This window comes from Pseudomonas sp. TE3644 (assembly GCF_056278815.1).
In genome coordinates this window covers 3808607-3835576 of record NZ_JBWBQF010000001.1, presented here as the reverse complement: position 1 = coordinate 3835576, position 26970 = coordinate 3808607, and the positions used below count along the sequence as shown (strand labels likewise).

Genomic DNA, 26970 nt, shown 5'->3' with positions numbered 1-26970 from the left:
TGCTGACTAACCTGCCTGCGCCGCCGATTCGTCAGCGGTCGGGTTTGGTCACCCGTAGTCGATAAGTGAATCCGCATTGCCATGTTATGGCAGTGGTGCGCGGGGCATCTTAGGATGCGCCGGGTTTGCTTATCGTCTCGGTTGACCAACCCTCGCACTGCTGCCACCCCTTTGTTTGGTCACATTGACTGGCAGCTCCGTCAACACGATAAGAGCTCAATCATGGTCAAACCCACCCCCGATCCACCCGCCCACCCGGCACACAGCTTTGATGTGAACACACAAGGCTGGCAACGCCGATCTCACAGGCCATGGTGCGTTGCAACAAAAATGTGGGACCGGGCTTGCTCGGGAAGCGCCGCGCGGGCGGCGCTCGATCTCCAGCGCGACAAAAAAACCAAGGCATGCACCTATAAGCCACACTGCGATCCCACGACAGGTCTATCGGGTGTTCTTCGAAGCGGCCGGCTGGAGGTTGCGTCATGGCCACCAGGTGCCAGCCGATGTTGTTCTGTCGCCCTTGAGATCGAGCGCCGCCCGCGCGGCGCTTCGCGGGTAGAACCCGCTCCCACATTTGTTGCAACGTACCATGGCCTGTGGGAGCGGCGTTGTCAGCCTTGTTTGCCCGCTTTAGATTTTGTTTCCAATAAAAGGATTTTGACCATGAACGACCTCCTGCAAACCCGCGCCTTGCCATTCGGCATGCGCGACTCCCAGCAGCAACCCTTCTTCAGCGTAAACCCGGGCATCAGCCTGGAGGATGCGCTGGGCCACCTGTCGCACCTGTTGCTGTGTGCACACCAATCGGCCTACGAACTCACCGACGGTGAAAGCCCGGAAAAAGGCCTGGTGTGGTCCACGCTGCACCACATCGAAGGCGCACGCGGGTTGGTGGATGCGTTGATAGCGGTGAGGTAACCCTCTGCGCAACCAGTGCCGCCCGCTGCGGCAGGCCTTGGATTGGATTGGGGGCTGACAGGTGCATGCCGATGGTTTTCCAGCGCCCATGAGATCGCGCGCCGCCCGCGCGGCGCGCGATCTGTGCCGACGTGGCCAGGCGTGATTTGTGCCTAGGTGGTTACAGCATCGCGCTCCGGTACCAACCGGACTTCGACCCGTTGCCCAAGTGCCCGCGCGGCATTAGCCAAAGTGGCGAGCGTCATGCCAGCATCATTTTGATCCAGTGCCCGATCCACAGCAGGCCTACTGGTGTGCATGCGCTCTGCCAGTGCCTTCTTGGTGCTTTTTTCAATCGCCAAACTGGGTACTTGGCAACCCTCGAGCGCAAGGCTTTAAGGCATGCGCAGTTCTGTGGGGAAGGCGACTCGATAAAACCGGCCGTTGTGCGATGCCATAGGGAGAGAGTGTTCTAAGCTGATGCCCGTAGCGGGTTGGTTTAACAGTGTCTGAGCTGACGGCCTCACCGACCAAACGGTAAGCTGACTGCGGTGGCTGCACAAGGCAATTGGCCTAGCAGGAGTGAATTTCAGAAATGTCCTACTCGTGGTACGTGTGGGGCCGGTGAAGCATGGGAGAAGCCCAGCAGGGAGGCCGCCGGCCCTTTATGTGGATAGTTGAGTCCAGGATGGTATCCTCAAGCATCAGCTGGGTAATTATTCCCCCACACACGCAAGGAGCGGCAGCGATGAAATTGACAATCAGTGAACGGGATCTCCGAATAGCCAAGCTGTTCGTGTTGGCGGTCCTGATGGCAGGCGTGGCCGTTGGCGTCGTCAATGCTCAGCCCCAGGCCATTCTGGCCAGTACCAGCGGTTTGTTCTTTTTCGGGCTGCTGCTCTACGCCCGCAAGCGCCGGGCCGCATAGCCCGTAGCCGGTGCCGCCAAGCTGCGGCCACGGTGATGCCAATGCCCACACAGCGCCACGAATGGCTAACCGCAAAGGCATAAGCTTATTCCCCTTTGACTGTTGTTTTTCCTCACTTTTTCCCCTGAAATCAGCCCCTTTTCACAAGGACCACAGCTGATGACGGAACGCTTCGAATCGCTGGTCCTCGGGCTCGGCGCCATGGGCGCCGCTACCGTGTACCAACTGGCAAAACAAGGCGTCAAGGTGGCCGGCATCGACCGCCATCACCCACCCCACACCCAAGGCTCCAGCCACGGCGACACGCGCATTACGCGGCTGTCGGTGGGCGAGGGCGCGCAGTATGTGCCCATCGTGCGCCGCTCCCATGCCATCTGGCGCGAGCTGGAAGCGCTGTCGGGCCAGGCGCTGTTCGAGCAGTCCGGCGTGCTGGTGCTCACCTCCAGCCCCGACTTCGACCCCGCCGACAAGACCGACTTCACCCTGCGTACCATCGGCCTGGCGAAGACTTACGGCATCGAGCACGAATTGCTCAACGCCGAGCAGATTCGCCAGCGCTTCCCGCAGTTCGCCCACGTGCGCGATGACGCCATCGGCTACTTCGAGCCTGAGGGCGGGTTTGTACGCCCCGAGCGCTGCATTGATGTTCAGCTCAAGTTGGCCGAACAGCATGGCGCCACGCTGTATAAAGGCGAAACCGTTACGGCCATTGCGTCGGATGCGCAGGGCGTCACCGTCACCACCAACCAGCGCACGCTGCAGGCCGACAAGCTGGTGATCAGCGCCGGCAACTGGACCGGTGGCCTGCTGGGCGATCCGTTCCAAGGGCTGCTCAGCGTTTATCGCCAGCAGCTGTTCTGGTTCGAAGTGCAGGAAGGGGCCGGGCTGGAAGGCGCATCGCCAACCTTCATCCTTACCCACGGCCGTGGCGACAACAAGGTCAATTACGGCTTCCCGGCACTGCCCGGCGAAGGCACGTTGAAGATTGCCACCGCCCAGTACCACACCGCCTCGCAGCCCGAAACCATGGACCGCACCGTGTCCGACAGCGAAGCGCACAGCATGTACGAGCACCAGGTGCACGGCCGCATCGCCGGGGTCAACGCGCGGGTGGTGAAGTCCGCCGTGTGCGCCTACACCGTCACCCCGGACCGCCATTTCATCATCGACCAGCACCCCACGCTGCAGCACACCCTGGTGGTGTCGGCGTGCTCGGGCCATGGCTTCAAGCATTCCGCAGCGCTGGGCGAAGCGTTCGCGCAGTGGTGCATGCGCGGTACCAGTGACCTTGATCTGTCGTCTTTCTCCCTGAAACGCTTCGAAGGAAAACCATCGTGAAACGCTTCGTTCTGTCTGCGGCACTGTTGATGGCGGCCATGGGTTCGGCCTATGCCGAAACCCTCAAGATCGCGGTAGTACCCATCCCCCATGCCGAGATCCTGGAGTTCCTCAAGCCGGAGCTGGCCAAGGAAGGCGTGACGCTGGACGTGAAGGTGTTCGCCGACTACGTGCAGCCCGATCGCCAGGTGGACGAAGGCGCGCTGGATGCCAACTACTTCCAAAGCAAGCCTTACTACGAGGCTTACAAAAAGGACCGTCCCGAGAGTGACCAGGTACCGATCGTGGCGGTGCACATCGAACCGTTTGGGGCCTACTCGAAGAAGATCAAGTCGATTGCCGAGCTGAAGGACGGCGCCACCATCGCCATCCCCAACGACCCCACCAACTCGGGCCGCGCGCTGCTGCTGATCGCCAAGCAGGGCCTGATCACCCTGAAAGACCCCAGCAACATCATGGCCACCCGCAAGGACATCGTCAGCAACCCCAAGCACCTGAAGTTCCAGGAGCTGGAAGCGGCCATGCTGCCACGCGTGCTGAACCAGGTGGACCTGGCGTTGATCAACGCCAACTACGCGCTGGAAGCCAAGCTTGAGCCGCACAAGGATGCGCTGTTCATTGAAAGCTCGGACTCGCCGTACGCCAACTACCTGTACGTGCGCCGCGACAAGGCCAATGACCCGGCGGTGCAGAAACTGGGCAAGCTGCTCAACTCGCCGCAGGTGAAGCAGTTCATCCTGGAGCGCTACCACGGTGATGTAGTGCCGGCGTTCTAACCTCTGCACCGCGTCGCCTGCATCGCGACCAAGGTCGGCTCCTACCACGCACCGTGTCCACGACGCGGTATCGTGACCGTCAACCCGTAGGAGCCGACCTTGGTCGCGATGCAGGCGATGCGGTCTCGCCATTTTCCACGCGTACCCGCACGAACGACACCCACCCCCGCCTGCGGTTAGCCTCCCACCCATCGTTCGATGACAGGAGGCTTCAATGAAGTCGTGGGGTGAAATCAGTCTGTGGATGGACCAGCTCCAGCAGCCGCCCACCGCGCGCCCGGCGCTGGCGGCGCAGGTGCAGGCCGACGTGGCGATTATCGGCGCAGGCTACACGGGGCTGTGGACGGCCTACTACCTCAAGCGCCTGGCGCCGCAATTGCGCGTGGTGATGGTGGAGGCCGAGGTGGCCGGCTTTGGCGCCTCGGGCCGCAACGGCGGTTGGCTGATGGGCAACCTGCTGGGTGAGGACCGCATGCTGGCGCCGCTGCCGGCCGCGCAACGCCGCCAGTCCTTCGACCTGCTGCACGGCATCCCCGACGAAGTCGCCCAAGTGGTGGCCCGCGAAGGCATCGACTGCGACCTGCGCAAGGGCGGCGTGCTGTACTGCGCCGCCCGCTACCCCGAGCAACTGACCAGCCTGCGCAGCTACCTGCAACACCTGCGCGAGCTGGGCCTGGGCGAGGATGACTACCGCTGGCTGGACGCGGGCGAACTGGCCGGCCAGGTGCGCATGGTCAACGCCTACGGCGCCGTCTACAGCCCGCACTGCGCCACCATCCACCCCGCCAAACTGGCCCGTGGCCTGGCCCGCGTCGTCGAAGCCATGGGCGTCCAGATTTACGAAGGCACCCGCGCGCTGGACTGGCAACCGGGCCTGGTCACCACCGCTCACGGCAGCGTGCGCGCCGACTGGGTGGTACCCGCCGTGGAAGGCTACGCCGCCGAGCTTCCGCCCCTGGGCCGCCACCAGCTGCCGGTGCAAAGCCTGATGGTGGCCACCGAACCGCTGCCGGCTTCGGTGTGGGAGCAGATCGGCCTGAACCAGGGCCAGGCCTTCAGCGAGTTCAGCCGCCAGGTCACTTATGGCCAACGCACACAGGATGATCGCCTGGTATTCGGCGCCCGCGGTGGCTACCGCTTCGGTGGCCGGCTGCGCACCGATTTCACTCTCAACCAGGAGGAGCGCGGCCTGCGCCAGTTGCTGATGGGCGACCTGTTTCCGGCATTGCGCAAGGTACGCCTTACCCACGCCTGGGGCGGCAACCTGGGCATGGCCCGGCGCTTCCGGCCGCATATGCTGCGCGACGCCCGCAACCGTATCGCCCTGGCCGGCGGCTACGGCGGGGAAGGGGTGGGCGCCAGCAACCTGGCCGGGCGCACCCTGGCCGACCTGATCCTGGGTCAGGACAGCGCCTTGTTGCAGCAGCCCTGGGTGTTCACCGATTCACCGATCAGCAGCCTGCGCAGTTGGGAGCCCGAGCCCTGCCGCTGGCTGGGCTACAACGCGATCATCCGCAGCTTCACCAGCGAAGACGCATTGTTGGCCAACCCTCACACCCCCGCCTGGCGCCGTCGCCTGGCCCAAGCCCTGGCCAACCGCATGGAAGGCCTGATGGCCTGGAAAGTCGGTTGACCGCTGAAATGGAGCGCCGCATGACCATCACGCATTTGAACAACACCCACACCGTGGCCCTGGCAGAAAGCTTCCCGGTGGCCGTGCCCCTGGGCGAGCCGGTGGCCACTGTCTCGGTCACCAGCATCGAACGCAGCGACGGCGTGGAAACCGGTGTGTGGGAATGCACGCCGGGCCGCTGGCGCCGGCAGATCGCGCAACAGGAGTTCTGCCACTTCACCACGGGGCGCTGCACCTTCACCCCGGACGGCGGCGAGACGATGCAAATCGTGGCCGGCGACGCCCTGATGATGCCCGCCAACACCCATGGCATCTGGGATGTACAAGAAACAGTAAGAAAAACGTACGTGCTTATCTTCTGAACTGCCGTCCCCCTTTAGGTCTGGTAAATCGAGGTGCTCATGCTCAAGACACTGTTGCCGCTGATGTTCGTGGCCTGTACCACGCAAGCCGCTGAAGTCGTGCACATCTACAACTGGGGCGAGTACATCGCCCCCGATACGCTGCAGAATTTTCAAGGCACCACCGGGATTGGCACCCAGTACGATGTGTACGACAGCAATGAGACCCTGGACGCCAAGTTGGCGGCCGGCCATTCGGGTTACGACGTGGTGTTCCCGTCGGCCCACTTCATGGCCAACCAGATCAAGAGTGGCGCGCTGAAAACCCTGGACCGCAGCAAGCTGCCGAACTGGAAAAACCTCAACCCCCTGCTGATGAAGGCCCTGGAAGCCGATGACCCCGGCAACCTGCACGGCGTGCCGTACCTGTGGGGCACCACGGGCATCGGCTACAACGTGGACAAGGTGCGGGCGGCGCTGGGCAAGGACATCCCCATGAACACCTGGGACGTGCTGTTCAAACCCGAGATCCTGGCCAAGCTGCACGGCTGCGGCGTGGCGGTGCTGGACAACGGCCCGGAGCTGCTGCCCATCGCCCTGCGCTACCTGGGCCTGCCGCCGCACAGCAAGAACCCGGCGGACTACAAGAAGGCCGAGGCGCTGTTGATTCAGATGCGCAAGAACGTCACCTACTTCCACAGCGCCAAGTACATCGGCGACCTGGCCAATGGCGACGTCTGCCTGGCCGTGGGCTGGTCGGGCGACGTGATGCAGGCGGCCAACCGCGCGGTGGAGGCGGGCAATGGCGTGAAGGTGAAATACGAGATTCCCAAGGAAGGCGCGCCGTTCTGGATCGACCTGATGACCATGCCGGTGGACGCGCCCAACGAGGCGGCGGGCTATGCCTTCATCAATTACATGATGGAGCCCAAGGTGGCGGCCAGCATCAGTAACGCGGTGCGCTATGCCAACGGCAATGCTGCGGCCGACAGCCTGGTTGATCCCAAGCTCAAGGCCGACCCGGCGGCCTACCCGCCGCAGGAAGTGATGGACAGGATGTTCATCCTCGAGGCCATGCCCCTGGACATCGACCGCCTGCGTACGCGTATCTGGAGCAAGGTCAAGAACGGGGTGTAACACTGGCCTGCTTGGTGGTGCTTGCTCTGACGCCATCGCGGCCAAGGCCGGCTCCTACACGGACGGTGTAGGAGCCGGCCTTGGCCGCGATGCAGGCGACGCGATTAGAAGGCCTTAAACCTTAAACCTTGAACTTGAGCACCACCTGGTTCAGCTGCACCGCCAACCGCGACAGCTCGCCACTGGCCGCCGACGTCTGGTTGGCCCCCGCCGAGGTCTGAATCGACAGATCACGAATACTGGTCAGGTTACGGTCCACTTCCCGCGCCACCTGCGCCTGCTCCTCGGTCGCCGACGCAATGCTCACGTTGCGTTCATTGATCTGCACGATCGCCGCCGTGATCTGCGTCAGCGCATCCCCCGCGCTTTGCGCCACATCCAGGCTGGCCCGCGCTCGCTCGCTGCTCAGGCCCATGGAGGTCACCGCCTTGCCGGCACCGGCCTGAATCGAGGCAATCATCTGCTCGATCTCGGCGGTGGACTGCTGGGTACGATGGGCCAAGGCACGCACCTCATCGGCTACCACGGCAAAGCCACGCCCGGCATCACCGGCACGCGCCGCTTCAATGGCCGCGTTGAGGGCCAGCAGGTTGGTCTGCTCGGCCACGCCACGGATCACGTCCAGCACGCCGCTGATGTCCTTGAGCTGCACCGCCAGGCCGTCGATTTCCACGGCGGTGGCACCGACCGACTCGTACAGCGCGTTGATCACGCCCAGGGTTTCATCGACACGCTGGCGGCCATGCTCGGCCGACTGGCTGGAGTCCCGTGCGGCAGTGGAGGCCAGGGCCGCGTTGCGCGCCACCTCTTCCACGGCGGCGCTCATCTGGTTGATGGCAGTGGCGGCCTGGTTGATTTCGTCGTTCTGGCGCTGGATGCCGTGCAGGGCGTCTTCGGTGACCGCGGCCATTTCTTCCGAGGTGGACGCCAGGTGGTTGGACGAGTTGCCCAGATCGCTCAGGGTTTTCTGCAGGTTGCGCTGCATCACCGCCAGGGCGGCCAGCAGGCGGCCCGGCTCGTCGCGGCCGGTCACCGGGATGGGCTGGCTCAGGTCGTTGGCGGCAATCTGCTCGGCCACGGCCAATGCCTGGGCGACCGGGCTGACCAGGCTGCGGGTGAACACGGCCGCCAGCGCCAGGGTGGCAGCCAGGGCCACCAGGATGGCGGCAATGGTGACCGTGCGCGCCTGGGAGTAGGCGTTGGTGGCGACCACGTCAGACTCGGCCATCTTCAGGTTGGCCTGGCGCGCCAGTTCATCGATGTCGCTACTGAACTGGTTGCCGGCCACGGTCTGCTCGCCGTTGGGCTGGCTGAGGGCGGTGGCCAGATCATTGTTCTTTTGCGCCAGGGCTTGCAGGAAGCGGGCGTGCACGTCCAGGTACTTGGCCATCGCCGTTTCCAGGTTGGCGTAGGCCTGCTGGGCGTCTGCGCTTTGCAGCATGCCCTTGAGTTTGCTGACGTCGGCCTGCAGGGCATCACGGCCGCGGTTGACGTTGCTGCGGGCCGCTTCAGCGGACTGGGCATCCGTCGCGATGCGCAGGTTGGTGTTGGCCAGGCGAATGGTCAGCAGGTCGCTCTTGACCCGGCCGATGGTTTGCACGGCCGGCAGCACCTGGTCCTGCAGGGTTGAGCGCGAGCTTTTCAGCTCGGCGAACTGCAGCAGCGAAAACAGCCCCAGGGCGGTGATCAGCAACGCGAAAAAGCCGAAGCACAACAAGGAGCGGGGGGCGATGTTGAGGTTTCTAAGGTTCATGGCGCGGACTCAGGATGATGGCAAATAGATATTACGCTATTCGCATGAATCGATTTAGCCTGAACCTGCGGTTTAGAGCCCTTGACGCCGTGTTTACGCCGCCAAAACCTCGACATGCGACCCAATGCCGCATCCATGTGCCTTGTGGTGGCATCCATCTCTTTGTGGGAGTGGGCTCTGCCCGCGAAAAGAGCAGCACAGTTAACCCGTTACTTCGCGGTGTCTTTTTCGCGGGCAGAGCCCGCTCCCACTGGATAGATGTAGCCGCAGCTTCCATCAAGGCCGGCTCCTACCCCGACCGGCGTAGGAGCCGACTTTAGTCGCGATGCAGACCACGCGGTTTCAAGCCAGTTGCCGGTACAAAGAGGGGAGGTCAGGGGCAGGACAACTCGGTGCCATCATCCCTGAAGTAGCAATACCGTCCGCGGTCCTTGCTGAAGTGATAATTATCGCCAATCGGCTGGCTGGCCCGATCGCGCAGCACCTGGTTCAGTTTTTCGCACGAAGGCGTGCCATTGTTGGCCCTGAACATCGAGGCCTGCTCCTTGTCGCATTTGGCCCGCAGGTCTTGAGTGATGGCCAAGGTGCGCGCCTCGTAGTCGCTGTACAGCTTGGCCAGGCGATCACAGGTCTTGGTGCCCTCATTGTCGCGAAACATCGAGGCTTTTTCCTTCTCGCACTTTTGCTGCATCTCTTCCAGCCGGGTGGGCGGTTCGGCCAGTGCGAGGGTCGGTAATAACAGTGCCGTGGCCAGCCATACAACTTTCATGCAAACGTGACTCCTGTCGAAGAACAAGGCGAAGGTCAACCACTGTGGGCCTGTCGCCAAGTGTCCCACAGCCGGCTGTCTGCCAGCCATGAAAAAGCCCGGCTTCAGGGCCGGGCTTCCTGTGCGCATCCATCAACTTTGCCGCGGCGGCTCGTCCTGCGGCTCCGAATGGTGCGCGGGGTTGTCGATGGGTGGTGGGTGAGGGGGATCGGTCTGCGGGTCTTCGACATCCGGCGAGTCGGGATCAAAGCCCAGGTCGTCGTCTTTGCCACCGGCCGTCTGGGCGTATCTGCGGGGGTCGTGCGTCATTTGAACTCTCCATGGCCGGGCGCGGAAGGCGCCCTTTGTGGATGTGAAGGTCCACGCTCGCGCAAGTGCCCGCGATCGGACAAGCGGCGCGCTATCGCTGTTGCGAACATGGCCAAACCTATTAGGATGATGGCTATGTGATATCGATTTCTTCACGAGGATGTGGCCATGAACACCCGCACGCGCAAATCCTTCCAGATTGCCCCCGGTATCAAATTGGACTTTGCCAGCGCGGACCTGGGCTCCGGCATGCTGACGGTGCTGATTTTTGGCGGCATTCTGTGGGCGATTTTTCAGTAATACTGCCCGCGTCACCCGGGTTTCTGCACCCTGACCGCCCAAGGGCGGTTTTTTATTGGCAGGGCACTGCGGCGATACGCTTCTGGAGCTATTGCGTTTTCCATGGCAAGGTACGCGCCGAAGTCGGGGTTGCCTGACTCCCAGGTCAGCTTGAATGCCCTGGGAACACCCCGTGCATTGCCCTGAACAGACGTGGAAACCCGCATGCCAGACCCAACGGCCACCGCGCCGCACGCAGCCGAGCCTGCGCTAAAACGCAACCTGTCCAACCGCCATATCCAGCTGATTGCCATTGGCGGTGCCATCGGTACCGGCCTGTTCATGGGCTCGGGCAAAAGCATCAGCCTGGCTGGGCCGTCAATTCTGTTCGTGTACATGATCATCGGCTTCATGCTGTTTTTCGTGATGCGCGCCATGGGCGAGCTGCTGCTGTCGAACCTTGAGTACAAGTCGTTCATCGACTTTGCCAGCGACCTGCTGGGCCCCTGGGCCGGCTTTTTCACCGGCTGGACCTATTGGTTCTGCTGGATCGTGACCGGCATCGCCGACGTGATCGCGGTGTCCAGCTACGCGCATTTCTGGTTCCCGGACGCGCCGCAATGGGCTCCGGCGCTGGCCTGTGTGGGCTTGTTGCTGTCGCTGAACCTGATCACCGTGAAGCTGTTCGGCGAGATCGAATTCTGGTTCGCCATGATCAAGCTGGTGGCCATCGCGCTGCTGGTGATCACCGGTATCTACCTGGTGGCCAACGCGCCGGCTGCGGTGGCGGGCCACGGGCCAAGCCTGGCCAACCTGTGGAATGACGGCGGGTTACTGCCCCATGGCTGGATGGGCTTCTTCGCCGGCTTCCAGATCTCCATCTTTGCCTTCGTGGGCATCGAGCTGGTGGGCACCGCGGCGGCGGAAACCAAAGACCCGCGCCGTACCTTGCCACGGGCGATCAACTCGATCCCGGTGCGCATCATTCTGTTCTACGTGCTGGCGCTGGTGACCATCATGGCGGTCACGCCGTGGCGCGAAGTGGTGGCCGACAAGAGCCCGTTCGTGGAGCTGTTTTTGATCGCCGGCTTCCCGGCTGCGGCGGCGTGCATCAACTTTGTGGTGCTGTCGTCGGCGGCGTCGTCGGCCAACAGCGGCATTTTCTCCACCAGCCGCATGCTGTTCGGCCTGGCCCTGGAAGGGGATGCGCCACGCTCGTTCAAGCGCCTGTCCAAGCGCAGCGTGCCATCCAATGGCCTGCTGTTCTCGTGTGCCTGCCTGTTGCTGGGGGTGGTGGTGATTTACCTGGTGCCGGACCTGATGCATGCGTTCACGCTGGTCACCACCTTGTCGGCGCTGCTGTTCATGTTTGTTTGGACCATTATCCTGGCGTCGTACCTGGCCTACCGCAAACAGCGTCCGGCCCTGCATGCCGCTTCGGCCTACAAGATGCCCGGCGGCAAGCTGATGTGCTGGGTGACCCTGGCGTTTTTCGCTGTGGTGCTGGGGCTGCTGACGCTCAAGGACGACACGCGGCAGGCGCTGTGCTTCACGCCGTTGTGGTTTGTGATCCTGGGGGTGGCTTACCCGTTCGTGCGGCGCAAGGCGGTTGCGGGCGCGACAGAGGCCGCCTGACACGCAGATCCTGCGCTGACAGAGCCCGGCTATCGGTGCGAAATAGCCAGTCTATTAGCCCGATGGCCCACAGGCGTCTAGGCTGTTTCTACCGCCGTCATCGCATGTCGAGGCGGTGGGAACCTGATAAGGAGAACAAGATGAGCCAGACGCTTACCACCAACGCTCGCCCGACCGTGCGAGCGACCTGATTGCAACTGCCGGCACGCGCCGTCGTGATCCCCTGATTACGCCACGGGCTGCCCCCTATGCCACTGAATTTGCACTTGCCGCACGGGCCCCACGGCCTGCGCCGTTGCATGACCACGACCATAAGGTAGATCAATCATGGCAACCGAATCCAAATGCCCGTTCAACCACGCCGCCGGTGGGGGTACCACCAACCGTGACTGGTGGCCCAACCAGCTCAACCTCAAGATACTGCACCAGCACAGCGACAAGTCCGACCCGCTGGGCGGCGATTTCGACTATGCCAAGGCTTACCAGAGCCTGGACTTCAACGCAGTGAAACAAGACCTGCTGGCCGTGATGACCAATTCCCAGGACTGGTGGCCGGCCGACTTTGGCCACTACGGCCCGCTGTTCATTCGCATGGCCTGGCACAGCGCCGGCACCTACCGCACCGGCGACGGCCGCGGCGGCGCAGGGGCAGGGCAGCAACGCTTCGCACCGCTCAACAGCTGGCCCGACAACGTCAGCCTGGACAAGGCGCGGCGGCTGATCTGGCCGGTCAAGCAGAAGTACGGGCGGGCGATTTCCTGGGCCGACCTGATTGTGCTCACGGGCAACGTCGCGCTGGAGTCCATGGGCTTCAAGACCTTCGGTTTCTCGGGCGGGCGCCCGGACGTGTGGGAGCCCGACGAGGACGTGTACTGGGGCAACGAAAAAACCTGGCTGGGCGGCGACGTGCGCTACGGCAATGAAGGCGAGAAGGCCCAGCCCCCAGGCGATGGCACCCTGGTGGCCGAACCCGACCTGCACGGCAGCGAAAGCAGCCGCACCGACGGCGGCCGCCACCTGGAAAACCCTCTGGCCGCCGTGCAAATGGGCCTGATCTACGTTAACCCCGAAGGCCCGGACGGCCACCCTGATCCGGTCAAGTCGGGTTCCGACATCCGCGAAACCTTTGGCCGTATGGCCATGAACGACGAAGAAACCGTGGCGCTGATCGCGGGCGGCCATGCCTTCGGCAAGACCCACGGCGCAGGGCCTGCCGACAACGTCGGCGCCGAGCCCGAAGCGGCCGGCCTGGAAGCCCAGGGCTTTGGATGGAGCAACAGCTTCGGCAGTGGCAAGGGCGCCGACACCATCACCAGCGGTCTGGAAGTGACCTGGACCTCCACGCCTACGAAGTGGAGCAACGAGTACCTGGAGAACTTGTTCGGCTTTGATTGGGAACTGACCAAGAGCCCGGCCGGCGCCCACCAGTGGACACCCAAAAATGGCGCCGGTGCCGGCAAGATCCCCGATGCCCATGACCCCGGCAAGCGCCGCGCGCCGACCATGCTGACCTCGGACCTGGCCCTGCGCTTCGACCCGATCTACGAACCCATCGCCCGGCGGTTCCTGGCCAACCCGGATCAGCTGTCGGATGCGTTTGCGCGGGCCTGGTTCAAGCTTACCCACCGCGACATGGGCCCGCTGGCCCGTTACCTGGGCCCGGAAACCCCGACCGAAGAGCTGCTGTGGCAAGACCCGCTGCCCAAGCTGGACCACGCGCTGGTGGACGACAACGACGTCGCCGCGCTCAAGGCCAAGCTGCTGAACTCCGGCCTCAGCGTGGCGCAGTTGGTGTCCACCGCGTGGGCGGCGGCTTCGACCTTCCGCGGTTCCGACAAGCGCGGCGGTGCCAACGGCGGGCGTCTGCGCCTGGCCCCGCAGAAAGACTGGGAAGCCAACCAGCCGGCACAACTGGCCAAGGTGCTGAGTACCCTTGAAGGTATCCAGCAAGGCTTCAACAGTGCCCAGGCGGGGGGCAAGAAAATCTCCCTGGCGGACCTGATCGTGCTGGCGGGCAATGCGGGTGTCGAGCAGGCGGCGAAAAATGCCGGACACAGCGTGACGGTGCCGTTCAAGCCGGGCAGGGTGGATGCCTCGCAGGCGCAGACAGACGTTGAGTCGTTCGCCTTCCTGGAGCCCATCGCCGATGGTTTCCGCAACTACCTCAAGGGCAAGTACACCGTAGCCGCCGAGCATCTGCTGGTGGACAAGGCGCAGTTGCTGACCCTCACCGGCCCGGAACTGACCGTGCTGATTGGTGGACTGCGGGTGCTGGGGGCCAATGTCGGTGAAAGCCGTCATGGCGTGTTCACCCAGCGGCCGGGCACGCTGACCAATGACTTCTTCGTCAATTTGCTGGACATGGGCGTGGAGTGGCGGCCGCTGAGCGCGGACAACGATACCTTCGAAGCCCGAGATCGCAGCAATGGTGCGGTGAAGTGGACGGGGACGCGGGTGGACCTGGTGTTCGGTTCCCATGCGCAGTTGCGCGCCTACTCGGAAGTCTACGGCAGCGCCGATGCGCAGCAGCAGTTCGTCGACGACTTCGTGGCCGCTTGGGACAAAGTCATGAACCTGGACCGTTTCGACCTGCGTTGACACCTCTGTGGGACCGAGCGCGCTGTAGCCGCTGCCGCCAGGCTGCGCTGGCCTGTGTGAACCCTGACCATCGTCAGCGAGGCACAGGGCCAGCGCAGCCTGCGGCAGCGGCTACGGTCGCCCCCTTTCCTGTGGGACCGAGCGCAGCTCGGGAAGCGGCCAACCCGCCCTCTGCGCCGAACCCTTCCCGAGCTTCGCCCGGTCCCACAGAGAATGCGCGCTGTAGCCGCTGCCGCCAAGCTGCGCTGGCCGGTGTGAACCCTGAAGATCTTCAGCGGGCACACGCCCAGCGCAGCCTGCGGCAGCGGCTACGGCTACCCCCTTTCCTGTGGGACCGAGCGCAGCTCGGGAAGCGGTCAACCCACACCTCGCGCCGTACCCTTCCCGAGCTGCGCTCGGTCCCACATAGGATGCGCGCTGTGGCCGCTGCCGCCAGGCTGCGCTGGCCTGTGTGAACCCTGGATATCTTCAGCGGGGCACAGGGCCAGCGCACTACGGTTGCCCCCTTTCCTGTGGGACCGAGCGCAGCTCGGGAAGCGGCCAGCACGGCCATTGCGCCGGACCCTTCCCGAGCTGCGCTCGGTCCCACAACTCATCCGCGCTGTAGCCGCTGCCGCCAGGCTGCGCTGGCCTGTGTGAACCCTGAAGATCTTCAGCGGGCACACGCCCAGCGCAGCCTGCGGCAGCGGCTACGGCTACCCCCTTTCCTGTGGGACCGAGCGCAGCTCGGGAAGCGGTCAACCCACACCTCGCGCCGTACCCTTCCCGAGCTGCGCTCGGTCCCACATAGCATCCGCGCTGTAGCCGCTGCCGCCAGGCTGCGCTGGCCGGTGTGAACCCTGGATATCTTCAGCGGGGCACAGGGCCAGCGCAGCCTGCGGCAGCGGCTACGGTCGCCCCCTTTCCTGTGGGACCGGGCGCAGCTCGGGAAGCGGCCAACCCACACCTCGCGCCGAACCCTTCCCGAGCTGCGCTCGGTCCCACATAGGATGCGCGCTGTAGCCGCTGCCGCCAGGCTGCGCTGGCCTGTGTGAACCCTGGATATCTTCAGCGGGGCACAGGGCCAGCGCAGCCTGCGGCAGCGGCTACGGTCGCCCCCTTTCCTGTGGGACCGGGCGCAGCTCGGGAAGCGGCCAACCCACACCTCGCGCCGAACCCTTCCCGAGCTGCGCTCGGTCCCACATAGGATGCGCGCTGTAGCCGCTGCCGCCAGGCTGCGCTGGCCGGTGTGAACCCTGAATATGCTCATTGGGCCGCCGGCGTATTGCATCTGATACCCACCCCCGTGCACCCCGCATCCCCTCGCTGCCCATCCCCTCAACAATGTAACAAACAAGAAAAACTCCCAATTGCGTTTGCGATTGTTATTGAGAGTAATTACCATCAACGCGCCGCAGCACGTTATGCCTCGTTGCACAGCGCTGTAATAGCGCGGGTATTCGCACCTCGACGCCTTGCCCAACCGTCTCGCTCACGCCTGCAACAGCCTGGCCGGCAGACAATTACCCTTGAAAAGTGGTGGGGGCCACTGGCAGGGGCGGAAAGGGGTGAATGCCTTGAGGCCGCATGAAGCGGCGAATCACTCAAAGGCTGCGCCCGGAGCGCAGGACAAAAGACATCTGTCCAACAGATCTTGCAAAGGAAGTGGTATGAACGGAAGTAAACGTAGTGGTGCCCTGCGACGCACACAGGGCCTGATTCTGGTTGGCCTGCTGGCCCCGTTCCCGCTCAGCGCCTTGGCTGAGACCGTGGCCCAGACCCAAACCCAGGCCGCCGCGCCGCTGGAACTGGACACCCTGACCATCGAGGGCAACAAGCTCTACGACATGCCCCCGTCCGAACAGACCGGCGGCTACACCGTGCAGGGCGCCACCGTGGGCACCAAGACCCCGGCACCACTCAAGGACATTCCGCAGTCCATTTCCACCTTCACCAGCGAGTACATCAAGGACCGCAAGTTCGTCCACCTGGATGACCTGGCCAAGTACACCGCCGGCCTGCGCGTGCTGACCAACGACAGCGGTCGTTCGTCCATCTACTCGCGCGGTTATGAGTACGACGAATTCCAGATCGACGGCCTGCCAGCGCCGATGACCAGTATCTTCGGCACCGTGCCGTCGCTGGTCGCCTACGACCGCGTTGAGGTGATGCGTGGCCCGTCGGGCCTGTTCAGCAGCACCAGCGAGCTGGGCGGCATCGTCAACATGGTGCGCAAGCGCCCAACTTCCGAGTTCCAGGGCAGCGTCGAGGCCAGCTACGGCACCTTCGACACCAACCACGAACAGGTCGACGTCTCCGGCCCGCTGGACTCCGAAGGCCGCGTGCGCGGTCGCTTCATCGCCTCGCGTGACGCCAGCAACGGCATGGTGGACTACAACGCCAGCGACAGTGAAACCTACTACGGCGCGCTGGACATCGACCTGGACGACGCCACCCAGCTGTCGTTCGGCCTGAACCATGAAGTGAAGAACATCACGCCAAACAACGGTTACCCGACCGACCTCAACGGCAACCTGCTGAACTTCAGCCACTCCAAGTTCCTGGGCGCCGATTGGAACTACTTCGACGGCAAGACCACTGACTTCACTGCCGAATTGACCCACCAGTTCGACAATGGTGGTAACGGTCGCATCGCCATGCGTACCTCGGACCGCGATACCGATTACCTGTATGCGTTCACCCGTGCCGGGGTCTCCAGCGCCGGCACTGCCACCGAAGGCTACACCGGTCGCGAATTCACCGAGAACACCGTTTCCCTGGACGCCAGCTACAGCCAGCCGTTCGAAGCCATGGGCAACGTCAGCGAGTTTGTGGTGGGTACCGACTACAAGAACTATCACAACTACTACAAGAACGCCGCCGGGGTGCTGGGCACGATCAACGTCAACAGTTATGACCCGACGTCGTTCGCCAAGCCGAGCAACATCTACGCCACCAGCACGGCCACCCAGGTTGGCACCCAGTCCGAAGAATATGGCCTGTACTCCAAGCTGACGTTCCGCCCCATCGCCGACCTGGCGCTGATCGGCGGCGCACGGTTGAGCTACTACAAGGGCAGCGGCTATACCACTACCCTCAGAACCGGTGCGCAGACCGACTACGACCAGACCATCAGTGCCCACGTGACCCCGTACGGTGGCGCGGTCTACGACCTGGACGCAAACAACTCGCTGTACTTCAGCTACTCCCAGGTGTTCAAGCCGCAGACCGAGACCAACCAGGCAGGCAACGTGCTCAAGCCGCGCACGGGCGAGCAGTATGAAGCCGGTATCAAGGGCAGCTACTTCGGTGGCGACCTGAACACCCGCGTGTCGGTGTTCCAGCTGACCGACAAGAATCGTGCGACCAGCCCTGAAGATGACCCTACCGCCACCTATGACGTGGCGTCCGGCAAGACCCGCATCCGCGGTGCCGAGTTTGAAATCAGCGGCAAGCTGCTGCCTAACTGGGACGTCATGGCCGGCTACACCTACATGGACACCAAGGTGCTCAGCGGCGATACAGTCACCACCTTCCAGACCATGCCCAAGCACTCGGCGTCGTTGTGGAACAAGTACACCGTCGCCAGTGGCCCGCTGGAAGGCCTGGCCATCGGCAGCGGCGTGACCGCCATGAGCGATTTCTACATGACCACCAGCACCTACACCGTCGCCGCCCCTGGCTATGCTACCGTCGACGCCAAACTGTCCTACCCGATCACCAAAAAGCTGACCGCCACCCTGGACGGTACCAACCTGCTCAACCGCGACTACTACTCGCGCGTAGGTTCGGCGGCCACCTTCAACTTCCTCGGCCAGTCCCGCGCGTTCAGCGTCGGTGCCCGGTACGAGTTCTAAGAGGAACCCATGGACAAGCTCCTGGTACGCAAGGACCTGGGCTGCGAGTCGTGGTGGCAGGCGCTGGCCGAGCAGGGTACCCCCCTGGTCGGTCCGGCGCACGCCGGGGAGCACGTCGTGACATTCGTCTGGCGTGACCCCCGCGGCACCGCGGACACTTCGCCAACCCGACGCGTCTGGATCAACATCACCGGTCTCACTGACCACCACCGCCAATGCGCCCCGCAGAGTTTGGCGCGCATCGACGGCACCGACATCTGGCTGTGGCAGACGCGCATCGACGCGAACTGGCGCGGCAGCTACAGCTTCATGCCCAGCGACGAGGACCGCGATTTCGACGGTATCGACGCTGACGGCACTCCCGATTTGAGCGCGTTGCGCCCCTGGTGGCGGGCCATGTTCCCGCGGGCGCAGCACGACCCCCTGAACCCCATGCGCCCCTGGACCGGCGGCCGCGGCCTGGGCGTGTCCGGCCTGCACATGCCCGGCGCGCCGGCGCACCCGGCCTGGCATGCGCTGGACCGTGGCCAGGCGGCCCCGGTTACCCTTGAAGAACACCCATGGCACAGCGCGCGCCTGGGCAACAGCCGCCGCGTGTGGCTGTTGAGCACCGGCCGTGACCATGATGCCAGTCGCCCGCTGGCCGTACTGCTGGACGGCGCCTTCTGGACCGCCAGCCTGCCGCTGGCCGGCCCCTTGCAGGCACTGACCGACGCGGGCGAACTGCCGCCGGCGGTGTACCTGCTGGTCGACAGCATCGACACCGCCCACCGCAGCAGCGAACTGGCTTGCAACGCCGACTTCTGGGAAGCCTTGCAGGACGAACTGCTGCCCCAGGTCATGACCTGGCAAGCCCATTCAAGCGACCCGGCCACCACCGTGGTGGCGGGGCAGAGCTTCGGTGGCCTGGCCGCCCTGTACGCAGGCTTGCAATGGCCCCGGCGCTTCGGCTGCGTGCTGGCCCAGTCCGGCTCGTTCTGGTGGCCGCGCGACAACCCCGCGCAGCAACTGCCCCAGCGCGTCGACGACGGTCTGGGCCACGGCCAGCCGCTGAAACTGTTTATCGAGGCCGGCCTGCGCGAGCCCGTGATCCATCGCGCCAACCAGCGCATGGTCCAGGCCCTGCGCGACGCCGGCCTTGCGACCCAGTACCGCGAGGTCAACGGCGGCCATGATGCCCTGTGCTGGCGTCAGGGCCTGCTCGATGGCCTGCGCGCCCTGTGGACCGATCTTCCGACAGCGGGCTAGCCCGCTGCGCACTCTCACGACAAGGAACACACCGTGGAGCAACTCAATCCCTTCGACGACCCGCAACAGGGCTGTCACGTGCTGATCAACGCCCAGGGGCAGCACAGCCTGTGGCCCGACTTCTGCGACGTGCCACCGGGCTGGACCATCGTCCATGGCCCGGCCAGCCGCCAGGACTGCGGGCAATGGCTGGAAGACAACTGGCGCGACCTGCGCCCTGCCTCCCTGCGCCGCGCCCTGGGCGCGGACGTTTCTTGAATTGGAGTCACGGATGAACCTGTCAAACCCCGAGCCTGTGACCGCCATGGCCGACGCTACCCAGCACGAAATGCCCCTGGTGGCCGCGCAGTCCGGCATCTGGATGGCCGACCAACTGTCGCCCCACCACAACGCCTACGCCGTGGCCCACTACGTGGAGCTCAACGGCGCGCTGGACAGCGACCTGCTGCTGCACGCCATCGAAGCGGGCCTGGCCGAAGTCGACACCCTGCACATGCAGGTGACCGAGCGCGACGGCCAACCTGTGCAGTGGTTCGACTTCAGCCGCGCCCCGGCACGTCCCACCTGCGCCGACCTGCGTGGGCAGGCCGACCCGGTTGCGGCCGCCACGGCCTGGATGCGCACCGACCTGCAGGGCGACCTGCGTGTGGCCAGCGGCGGTCTTGAGTGCATGAACCACCTGATGCAGGTGGGTGACAACCGCTGGTTCTGGTACCAGCGCTACCACCACCTGGCCGTGGACGGCTACAGCTTCGCCGCCATCACCCGCCGCATCGCCGAACACTACAACGCCTTGCGCCACGGCGAACCCGTGGCACCCACGCCCTTTACGCCGTTCCGCCAGGTGGTGGAGGAGTATCAGGCCTACCACCAGGGCGCCGTGTGCGAGCGCGACGCGAAATTCTGGCTGGAAAAAGGCCGCCAGTTGCCGCCGCCCGTGACCCTGTCCAGCGCGCCGCTGGGTGGCCAGACCGCCAGCAGCCGCGTGTCGCGCCACACCCTGAGCCTGGACACCCAGGCCTTCGACAAGCTGATGGCCGCCCAGGCGCCCACCGTCAGCCGTGCCGACATGGCCCTGGCGTTGGTCAACTTATGGCTGGCGCGCCTCAGCGGCCAGACCGATTTCACCGCCGGCTTTATCTTCATGCGCCGCATGGGCTCGGCCGCCGCCAGCACCAGCGGCGCGGTGATCAACGTGCTGCCCATGCAGGTGCAGGTCGCGCCGCACGCCACCCTGGCCGAACTGGCCCAGGGCATCGGCGCCGAACTCAAGCGCCTGCGCAAGCACCAGCGCTACGACGCCGAACAGATCCAGCGCGACCTGGGGCGCATCGGCGACGCCGAGCCGCTGTACGGCGCGGTGCTGAACCTCAAGCTGTTCGATTTCGCCCTGGACCTGGACGGCATTGCCGGCATCACCCACACCCTGGCCTCGGGGCCGGTGCGTGACGTGGAAATCGCCCTGTTCCTGAATGAACGCGGCGAAGTCTCGCTGGAGCTGCTGGCCAACAGCGAGCGTTACGACGACGCCACGCTGGTACGCCACCTGCGTCGTCTCAACCTGCTGTTGACCCAGTTCAGCGGCAACCCGGCGCTGACCTGCGAAGCCGCCAACCTGCTGGACATCCAGGACCTGGCACTGCTGGCGCGGGCCAATGCCACCGATCACCCGCTGACCGACGACACCCTGGTCAGCCTGATGGCCGCCCAGGCGCTGCTGACGCCCCATGCGCCGGCGCTGTCGGATGCCCAGTACCAGTTCGACTATCAACAAGTGCGCGAACAGGTGCAGGCCCTGGCCCAGCACCTGGTGGGGCAGGGCGTGGTGCCGGGCGATATCGTCGCCGTGGCGCTGCCGCGCTCGGTGTTTTTATCGCTGGCGCTGATGGCCATTTTGGAGGTGGGCGCCGCCTACCTGCCGCTGGACACCGGCTACCCGGACGACCGCCTGCAGCTGATGCTGGAGGATGCCGCGCCGCGCCTGCTGATCACCGACAGCGCCTGCCGTGAGCGTTTCGCTGCCGTCGCCAGTTGCCCGACGCTGATGCTGGAAGCGCCGCTGACCCTCGACCCGCACGGGCCATTGCAGTTTGAAGGCCCCACGCCGGAACACGCGGCCTACATCATCTACACCTCCGGTTCCACCGGCCGCCCCAAAGGCGTGATCGTCGGCCACGAAGCCATCGTCAACCGCCTGCTGTGGATGCAGCATGAATACCCGATCGGCAGCGAAGACGTGGTGCTGCAGAAAACCCCGTGCAGCTTCGACGTGTCGGTGTGGGAGTTCTTCTGGCCGCTGATCACCGGTGCACGCCTGCACATGGCACCGCCCGACGCGCACCGCGATCCCGAAGCGCTGCAACGGCTGTTCAGCGAACAACGCATCACCACCACGCACTTCGTGCCGTCGATGCTGGCCGCCTTCGTCAGCGCCTTGAACGATGACGCCGCCATTGCCCATTGCCGCACGTTGCGCCAGGTGTTCTGCAGCGGTGAAGCGCTGCCGACCGATCTGTCCAATCTGTGGCAGCGCCGCACCGGTGTGCCGTTGCACAACTTGTACGGCCCGACCGAAGCAGCGGTGGACGTCAGCTACTATCCGGCCCACGGTGACGCCTTGGCGGCGGTGCAGGGCGCCAGCGTGCCGATCGGCCTGCCGGTGTGGAACACCGGCTTGCGCATCCTCGACCGTCGCCTGCGCATGGTGCCGCCGGGCGTGGCCGGTGACCTTTACCTGACCGGCGTGCAACTGGCCCATGCCTACCTGGGCCGCGCCGACCTGACCGCCAGCCGCTTCGTCGCCGACCCTTACGGCAACGGCGGGCGCATGTACCGCACCGGCGACGTGGCGCGCTGGCTGGACAACGGCGCGGTGGAATACCTGGGCCGCAGCGACGACCAATTGAAAATCCGCGGCCAGCGCATCGAATTGAGCGAAATCGACCACGCGCTGCTGGCCCTGCCCGGCGTGGAACAGGCCGTCACCCATGCTCGCGTGCTGGGCGAAGTGCAGGCCGGCGGCGGTGACGCTCGCCAACTGGTGGGTTACCTGGTGGCCCAGCAAGGCCGCGAGCTGGACCTGGTGGCCCTGCGCACTGCGCTGATGGATCGCCTGCCGGCGCACATGGTGCCCGTGGCTTTGGTGCAGATGGACAGCTTCCCGCTGGGCGCCACCGGCAAACTCGATCGCAAGGCCTTGCCGTTGCCTCAGGCAAGCGCCCAGGCTCAGGGCCGTGCGCCGATGCCCGGCCTGGAAACACAGATTGCCGAAGCCTTCGCCGCTGTGCTGGAGCGCGACACGGTCAGCGCCGAGGACGACTTCTTCGCCCTGGGCGGGCATTCGCTGTTGGCCATGACCCTGGCCGCCACCCTGCGCCGCGAGTTGCAGCGCCCGGTGGCGGTAGGGCAGGTGATGATCGCCTCCACGGTGCAGCGCCTGGCGCAACTGTTGTCCACCGAACAGAGTGAAGACGAAACCCGCCGCGCCGGTTTCGAGACCGTACTGCCGCTGCGTCAAGGCAACGGCCCGACGCTGTTCTGCTTCCACCCGGCGTCCGGGTTCGCTTGGCAGTTCAGTGTGCTGCAGCGTTACATTGACCCGCACTGGTCGCTGGTAGGCATCCAGTCGCCACGGGGCAACGGGCCGTTGCACACCTGCGCCGACCTGGATGCAGCGTGTGATGCGCACCTGGTCTCGGTGCGTGCCTTGCAGCCTCACGGCCCGTACCACTTTGCCGGCTATTCCCTGGGCGGCACCCTGGCTCAGGGCGTGGCGGCGCGGTTGCAGGCCGAAGGTGAAGAAGTGGCCTTCCTGGGCCTGCTCGACACCTACCCACCGGAAACCCAGAACTGGGACGAGCGCCAGGGCCGCAACGTGCTTAAGCAGGAAGTGCTGGACGAAGTGAACCGCGAGCGCGAGTTGTTCCTGGCGGCGCAGCAGGGGTTGCAGGATGCGGCCATGGCGGCCGGTGGGGGTGGCATGTTCGATGATATCGAGGCCAACTACGCCGACTCGGTACGGTTGCTGGCGACGGCACGCAGTTCAGCGTTCAAGGGTGAGGCGACGTTGTTTGTGGCCGAGAAGACCTTGCCTGAGGGGATGGACGTGCAGCAGACCTGGGGGCCTTTCGTCGGCAGCCTGAAGGTGCATCGTTTGCCGTGCGCGCATGTGGATATTATTTCGCCGGCGTCGATGGGGCAGGTGGGGCCTTTGCTTAATCGGGTTTTGAAGGGGTTGTGATGTGTGGACGGCACCTGGGTTTGGGTGGGGTTGTGGCCGCCAGGTGCCAGTCGGGAGATTTTCGGCGGTCATGAGATCGAGCGCCGCCCGCGCGGCGCTTCGCGGGCAGAGCCCGCTCCCACGTTTGTTTCGGGCCAGTTATGCCTGCAAGATCACCTCGGCCGCCTTGTTTGCACCACCAAAAATCTGTAGTGAAAAAACAAAGCGGCCGTGGAGATGGCACAGACAAAACTGGCCCGAAACAAACTGTGGGAGCGGGCTCTGCCCGCGAAGCGCCGCGCGGGCGGCGCTCGATCTCAAGAGCGACAAAAAACCATCGACAGGCACCTGTAAGCCACACCACACCTCCCAAGCCGTTACCGCCCCAACGGCACAATCATCGGCGTGCCCGCCACCGGGTCCGCGATAATCACGCACTTCAACCCATACACCGCCTCAATCAACTCAGGCGTCACAATCTCCCCCGGCTTGCCGCTGGCAATCACCTTGCCCTCGCGCATGGCAATCAAATGCGTGGCGTACCGGCACGCATGATTCAGATCATGCAACACCACCACCAACGTATGCCCATGATCACGATTGAGCTCGCGCAGCAGTTCCAGCAGGTCAATCTGGTGGGTGATGTCCAGCCAGGTGGTGGGCTCGTCCATCAGCACCAACGGCGTCTGCTGCGCCAGCACCATGGCAATCCACACGCGCTGGCGCTGGCCGCCGGACAGGGTGTCCACGGCCTTGTCGGCCAACTGCGCCACGCCGGTGGCGGCCATGGCGGTCTGCACGGCCTGTTCATCCTCGCTGCTCCAGCGGCTGAACAGGCTTTGGTGCGGGTAGCGCCCGCGGGCCACCAGGTCGCGCACCAGGATGTCGCTGGGCGCGGTGGAGCTTTGCGGCAGCAGGCTCAGGCGCCGCGCCACCTCTTTGGTGGGGTAGTGGCCGATGGTCTGGCCGTCCAGCCACACCTGGCCTGCACGCGGTTGCAGCAGGCGGCTGAGGGTGCGCAGCAAGGTCGACTTGCCGCAGGCGTTGGGGCCGATGATCACGGTCAGTTCGCCGTCGGGGATGTGCACCGACAGGTCGCGGGCGACGATCTTGTCGTCGTAGCCCAGGGTCAGTTGCTCGGCCCAGAGGCGCGAAGGGCTGTTCACGGCAGTCATCGCTTGCGTGTTTCCCGAATCAGAAGGCCAATCAGGTAAAGCCCGCCCAGGCTGACGGTGATCAGCCCGACGTGCAGTTGGTAGGGCAGGAACAGCCGTTGTGCCGCCAGGTCCGCCGCCATCAGCAGCGCCGCGCCGGTCAGCCCGGCCAAAGGCAGGGTCAGCGGCTGCGCGGGGCTCAGGCGCCGGGCGATTTGCGGCGCAGCCAGGGCCACGAACGAGATCGGCCCGGCCACGGCGGTGGCCGAGGCGGTCAGCACCACGCCCAGCAGCAACAGCAGCAGGCGCGAGCGCTCCACCGGCACGCCCAGGGCGTTGGCGGTGTCGTCGCCCATTTCCAGCAGGCGCATGCGCAGGCTCAGCATCAGGCTGAACGCCAAGGCTGCAGCGATGCACAGCAGCGCCGGCACGGCCTTGGCCCAGGTCATGCCATTGAGGGTGCCGGCGTTCCACAGCCCGGCGGAGAGTGTGGCCTCCATCGAGCCATTGACCACCACCCAGGTGTTGAACGACACCAGCATGGCACGCACGCCCAGGGCGATGATGATCAGCCGCAGGGTGCTGATGCCGTCGCGCCAGGCCAGGCGATAGACCACCACGGCGGTCAGCAGGCCGCCGATCAAGGCGGCTGAGGCGGTGCCCAGGGTGCTGCCGTTGAACATCACCAGCGCCACCAGCACACCGCTGTAGGCACCGGTGTTGAAACCCATGATGTCGGGGCTGCCCAGTGGGTTGCGCATCAGTGACTGGAAGATCGCGCCGCTGACCCCCAGCGCCGCGCCCAGGCCCAAGGCGGCCACCACGCGGGGCAGGCGCCACTGCATCACGATCATCTGCGTCCCATGGGGCGCCTGGCCGGTGAGGGCGTCCACGACCTGGCCCAGGCTCAGCGCCAGGCCGCCGCTGGCCAGTGCCCAGGCCGCCAGCGCCACACACAGCACGGCCAGGCCGGCGGCAGTGAGCAGCGGGCGTTTGCTATGCAAGGTGCTCATCAGCTGGCCCCCAGGCGCTGACGCCGCGCCAGCCAGATCAGCACCGGCGCGCCGATGAAGGCGGTGACCACGGACACGCGCATCTCATTGGTGGCGATCACCCGGCCCAAGGTATCGGCGGCCAGCAGCAGGGTGGGCGTCAGCAGCAGGGTGAAGGGCAGTTGCCGGCCATGCGCAGGCCCCGCCAGCCAGCGCGCCAGGTGCGGCATCATCAGGCCGACGAACGCGATGGGGCCGACGGCGGCGGTGGCCGAGCCGCACAGCAGGGTGATCGCCAGCAGCCCGAGCAGTTGCGTGCGCAACACCCGCGTGCCCAGGGCGGCGGCCATGTCCAGGCCCATGCCGATGCTGTCCAGCGCCCGGCTCAAGGCCAGGGCCAGCACCACGCCCAGGCCGATGGGCAGGGCGGCGGCCTTGATCAGTTGCAGGCTGCGCACGTCCAGCGAGCCGGCCTGCCAGTAGCGCACCTGGTCGAACACCAGCGGGTTGAGCAGGGTGATGCCGCTGCCGATGCCTTCCAGCACGGCGGTCAGGGCCACGCCCATCAGCGTCAGGCGCATGGGGCTGACACGGCCGCCACCGGCGAAGCCGCCCAAGGTCACCAGCAGATTGGCCAGCAGCGCGCCCACCAGGGCGCACACCACGTATTGATCGGGGTCGTTGACGCCCAGCCAGGTCATGCCCACCACCAGCGCAAAGCTGGCGCCGGCGTTGATGCCCAGGATGCCGGGGTCGGCGAGGGGGTTGCGGGTCAGGGTTTGCATCAGCGCGCCGGCCACGCCCAATGCGGCGCCGGCCAGCAGCCCGGCCAGGGTGCGCGGCAGGCGGGCGTCGGTGATGATCACGCAGTCGGCGCTGGTGCAGGCGCCGCTCAGGGCATCGATGACCTGGGACAGCGGCGCCAGGTGGGCGCCCACCTGCAGGCTGGCCAGTATGGCAAGGATCAAGGCCAGCGCCGTGAGCGACAGGCGCAGGGAAGCCCTCATGAGCGGCCCTGCCAAAGAGGTGCGAACATCGTGAATCGCCTTAATGTATCGATACAAATACGAAGCATTCGTTTATACGCATGATTAGCGAATGCTATCATGCGCCCCGCCTGATAGGTAG

Annotated in this window: 20 protein-coding genes and 1 pseudogene; 14 read left to right on the top strand and 7 right to left on the bottom strand. The window is 65.0% G+C overall.

The window, feature by feature from the left end; translation table 11 throughout:
• The first annotated feature begins 663 nt into the window (after positions 1-663).
• On the top strand, positions 664-918 hold the full coding sequence (locus tag ACZ9GA_RS16790; protein WP_457361618.1) for a DUF3077 domain-containing protein: 255 nt from the start codon (positions 664-666) through the stop codon (positions 916-918).
• Positions 919-1070: 152 nt separating this feature from the next.
• Here ACZ9GA_RS16790 and ACZ9GA_RS16785 read toward each other — a convergent pair.
• Positions 1071-1250: pseudogene (locus tag ACZ9GA_RS16785) on the bottom strand (Fis family transcriptional regulator); the annotation flags it as partial.
• A 395-nt stretch (positions 1251-1645) separates the two neighbouring features.
• On the opposite strand from ACZ9GA_RS16785, the gene ACZ9GA_RS16780 reads away from it, so the two are divergent.
• The 6 genes from ACZ9GA_RS16780 (at position 1646) to ACZ9GA_RS16755 (ending at position 7050) form a co-directional block, all read left to right on the top strand.
• Positions 1646-1825, top strand: a complete 180-nt coding sequence (locus tag ACZ9GA_RS16780; RefSeq protein ID WP_457361619.1) for a hypothetical protein — start codon at positions 1646-1648, stop codon at positions 1823-1825.
• Positions 1826-1984: 159 nt separating this feature from the next.
• Entirely contained in the window at positions 1985-3163 is a 1179-nt protein-coding gene (gene solA / locus ACZ9GA_RS16775; RefSeq protein ID WP_457361620.1) for an N-methyl-L-tryptophan oxidase, read from the top strand.
• The gene (locus tag ACZ9GA_RS16770; RefSeq protein ID WP_457361621.1) at positions 3160-3939 is read left to right on the top strand and encodes a MetQ/NlpA family ABC transporter substrate-binding protein; all 780 of its coding nucleotides are present in this window, start codon (positions 3160-3162) and stop codon (positions 3937-3939) included. The genes solA and ACZ9GA_RS16770 overlap by 4 nt, the downstream gene beginning before the upstream one ends.
• Positions 3940-4153: 214 nt before the next feature.
• Positions 4154-5572 (top strand): NAD(P)/FAD-dependent oxidoreductase, encoded by a 1419-nt coding sequence (locus tag ACZ9GA_RS16765; protein ID WP_457361622.1) that lies wholly within the window; start codon positions 4154-4156, stop codon positions 5570-5572.
• Between the two features lie 20 nt (positions 5573-5592).
• Complete coding sequence (locus ACZ9GA_RS16760; RefSeq protein ID WP_457361623.1) at positions 5593-5934, top strand: cupin domain-containing protein; 342 nt, start codon at positions 5593-5595, stop codon at positions 5932-5934.
• Between the two features lie 39 nt (positions 5935-5973).
• Positions 5974-7050, top strand: coding sequence for a polyamine ABC transporter substrate-binding protein (locus ACZ9GA_RS16755; protein WP_457361624.1), 1077 nt, complete (start codon positions 5974-5976; stop codon positions 7048-7050).
• Between the two features lie 121 nt (positions 7051-7171).
• Here ACZ9GA_RS16755 and ACZ9GA_RS16750 read toward each other — a convergent pair whose 3' ends face one another.
• The 3 genes from ACZ9GA_RS16750 to ACZ9GA_RS16740 form a co-directional block, all read right to left on the bottom strand.
• Positions 7172-8803: a methyl-accepting chemotaxis protein gene (locus ACZ9GA_RS16750; RefSeq protein ID WP_457361625.1), complete on the bottom strand. Its 1632-nt coding sequence runs from the start codon at positions 8801-8803 to the stop codon at positions 7172-7174.
• Positions 8804-9176: 373 nt separating this feature from the next.
• The gene (locus ACZ9GA_RS16745; protein WP_457361626.1) at positions 9177-9572 is read right to left on the bottom strand and encodes a hypothetical protein; all 396 of its coding nucleotides are present in this window, start codon (positions 9570-9572) and stop codon (positions 9177-9179) included.
• 132 nt (positions 9573-9704) lie between these two features.
• On the bottom strand, positions 9705-9881 hold the full coding sequence (locus ACZ9GA_RS16740; RefSeq protein WP_457361627.1) for a DUF6021 family protein: 177 nt from the start codon (positions 9879-9881) through the stop codon (positions 9705-9707).
• Positions 9882-10049: 168 nt separating this feature from the next.
• Between ACZ9GA_RS16740 and ACZ9GA_RS16735 the strand changes: the two genes are divergently transcribed.
• From ACZ9GA_RS16735 to ACZ9GA_RS16705, 7 genes are all read left to right on the top strand, one after another.
• Entirely contained in the window at positions 10050-10181 is a 132-nt protein-coding gene (locus ACZ9GA_RS16735) for a hypothetical protein (RefSeq protein ID WP_457361628.1), read from the top strand.
• A 204-nt stretch (positions 10182-10385) separates the two neighbouring features.
• On the top strand, positions 10386-11795 hold the full coding sequence (gene cycA, locus ACZ9GA_RS16730; RefSeq protein WP_457361629.1) for a D-serine/D-alanine/glycine transporter: 1410 nt from the start codon (positions 10386-10388) through the stop codon (positions 11793-11795).
• A 327-nt stretch (positions 11796-12122) separates the two neighbouring features.
• Positions 12123-14393: a catalase/peroxidase HPI gene (gene katG, locus ACZ9GA_RS16725; RefSeq protein ID WP_457361630.1), complete on the top strand. Its 2271-nt coding sequence runs from the start codon at positions 12123-12125 to the stop codon at positions 14391-14393.
• A gap of 1649 nt (positions 14394-16042) precedes the next feature.
• Entirely contained in the window at positions 16043-18229 is a 2187-nt protein-coding gene (locus ACZ9GA_RS16720; protein ID WP_457361631.1) for a TonB-dependent siderophore receptor, read from the top strand.
• Positions 18230-18238: 9 nt separating this feature from the next.
• Complete coding sequence (fes, locus tag ACZ9GA_RS16715; RefSeq protein ID WP_457361632.1) at positions 18239-19477, top strand: enterochelin esterase; 1239 nt, start codon at positions 18239-18241, stop codon at positions 19475-19477.
• Between the two features lie 33 nt (positions 19478-19510).
• Positions 19511-19735, top strand: a complete 225-nt coding sequence (locus ACZ9GA_RS16710; RefSeq protein ID WP_027980406.1) for an MbtH family protein — start codon at positions 19511-19513, stop codon at positions 19733-19735.
• Positions 19736-19748: 13 nt separating this feature from the next.
• Positions 19749-23717, top strand: a complete 3969-nt coding sequence (locus ACZ9GA_RS16705) for an enterobactin synthase subunit F (protein ID WP_457361633.1) — start codon at positions 19749-19751, stop codon at positions 23715-23717.
• 356 nt (positions 23718-24073) lie between these two features.
• On the opposite strand, the gene ACZ9GA_RS16700 is transcribed toward ACZ9GA_RS16705, so the two are convergent.
• From ACZ9GA_RS16700 to fepD, 3 genes are read right to left on the bottom strand one after another with little or no spacing between them, the layout of a single operon-like run.
• Positions 24074-24871, bottom strand: a complete 798-nt coding sequence (locus tag ACZ9GA_RS16700) for an ATP-binding cassette domain-containing protein (RefSeq protein ID WP_457361634.1) — start codon at positions 24869-24871, stop codon at positions 24074-24076.
• Complete coding sequence (fepG, locus tag ACZ9GA_RS16695) at positions 24868-25863, bottom strand: iron-enterobactin ABC transporter permease (protein WP_457361635.1); 996 nt, start codon at positions 25861-25863, stop codon at positions 24868-24870. Before fepG ends, ACZ9GA_RS16700 begins: the two co-directional genes overlap by 4 nt.
• On the bottom strand, positions 25863-26849 hold the full coding sequence (fepD, locus tag ACZ9GA_RS16690) for a Fe(3+)-siderophore ABC transporter permease (protein ID WP_457361636.1): 987 nt from the start codon (positions 26847-26849) through the stop codon (positions 25863-25865). The genes fepG and fepD overlap by 1 nt, the downstream gene beginning before the upstream one ends.
• Between the last annotated feature and the right edge of the window lie 121 nt (positions 26850-26970).

Coding starts and splice junctions, on each gene's coding strand:
- ACZ9GA_RS16790 (WP_457361618.1), top strand. CDS start 664: ATGAACGACCTCCTGCAAACCCGCGCCTTGCCATTCGGCATGCGCGAC.
- ACZ9GA_RS16780 (WP_457361619.1), top strand. CDS start 1,646: ATGAAATTGACAATCAGTGAACGGGATCTCCGAATAGCCAAGCTGTTC.
- solA (WP_457361620.1), top strand. CDS start 1,985: ATGACGGAACGCTTCGAATCGCTGGTCCTCGGGCTCGGCGCCATGGGC.
- ACZ9GA_RS16765 (WP_457361622.1), top strand. CDS start 4,154: ATGAAGTCGTGGGGTGAAATCAGTCTGTGGATGGACCAGCTCCAGCAG.
- ACZ9GA_RS16760 (WP_457361623.1), top strand. CDS start 5,593: ATGACCATCACGCATTTGAACAACACCCACACCGTGGCCCTGGCAGAA.
- ACZ9GA_RS16755 (WP_457361624.1), top strand. CDS start 5,974: ATGCTCAAGACACTGTTGCCGCTGATGTTCGTGGCCTGTACCACGCAA.
- ACZ9GA_RS16750 (WP_457361625.1), bottom strand. CDS start 8,803: ATGAACCTTAGAAACCTCAACATCGCCCCCCGCTCCTTGTTGTGCTTC.
- ACZ9GA_RS16745 (WP_457361626.1), bottom strand. CDS start 9,572: ATGAAAGTTGTATGGCTGGCCACGGCACTGTTATTACCGACCCTCGCA.
- ACZ9GA_RS16740 (WP_457361627.1), bottom strand. CDS start 9,881: ATGACGCACGACCCCCGCAGATACGCCCAGACGGCCGGTGGCAAAGAC.
- ACZ9GA_RS16735 (WP_457361628.1), top strand. CDS start 10,050: ATGAACACCCGCACGCGCAAATCCTTCCAGATTGCCCCCGGTATCAAA.
- cycA (WP_457361629.1), top strand. CDS start 10,386: ATGCCAGACCCAACGGCCACCGCGCCGCACGCAGCCGAGCCTGCGCTA.
- katG (WP_457361630.1), top strand. CDS start 12,123: ATGGCAACCGAATCCAAATGCCCGTTCAACCACGCCGCCGGTGGGGGT.
- ACZ9GA_RS16720 (WP_457361631.1), top strand. CDS start 16,043: ATGAACGGAAGTAAACGTAGTGGTGCCCTGCGACGCACACAGGGCCTG.
- fes (WP_457361632.1), top strand. CDS start 18,239: ATGGACAAGCTCCTGGTACGCAAGGACCTGGGCTGCGAGTCGTGGTGG.
- ACZ9GA_RS16705 (WP_457361633.1), top strand. CDS start 19,749: ATGAACCTGTCAAACCCCGAGCCTGTGACCGCCATGGCCGACGCTACC.
- ACZ9GA_RS16700 (WP_457361634.1), bottom strand. CDS start 24,871: ATGACTGCCGTGAACAGCCCTTCGCGCCTCTGGGCCGAGCAACTGACC.
- fepG (WP_457361635.1), bottom strand. CDS start 25,863: ATGAGCACCTTGCATAGCAAACGCCCGCTGCTCACTGCCGCCGGCCTG.
- fepD (WP_457361636.1), bottom strand. CDS start 26,849: ATGAGGGCTTCCCTGCGCCTGTCGCTCACGGCGCTGGCCTTGATCCTT.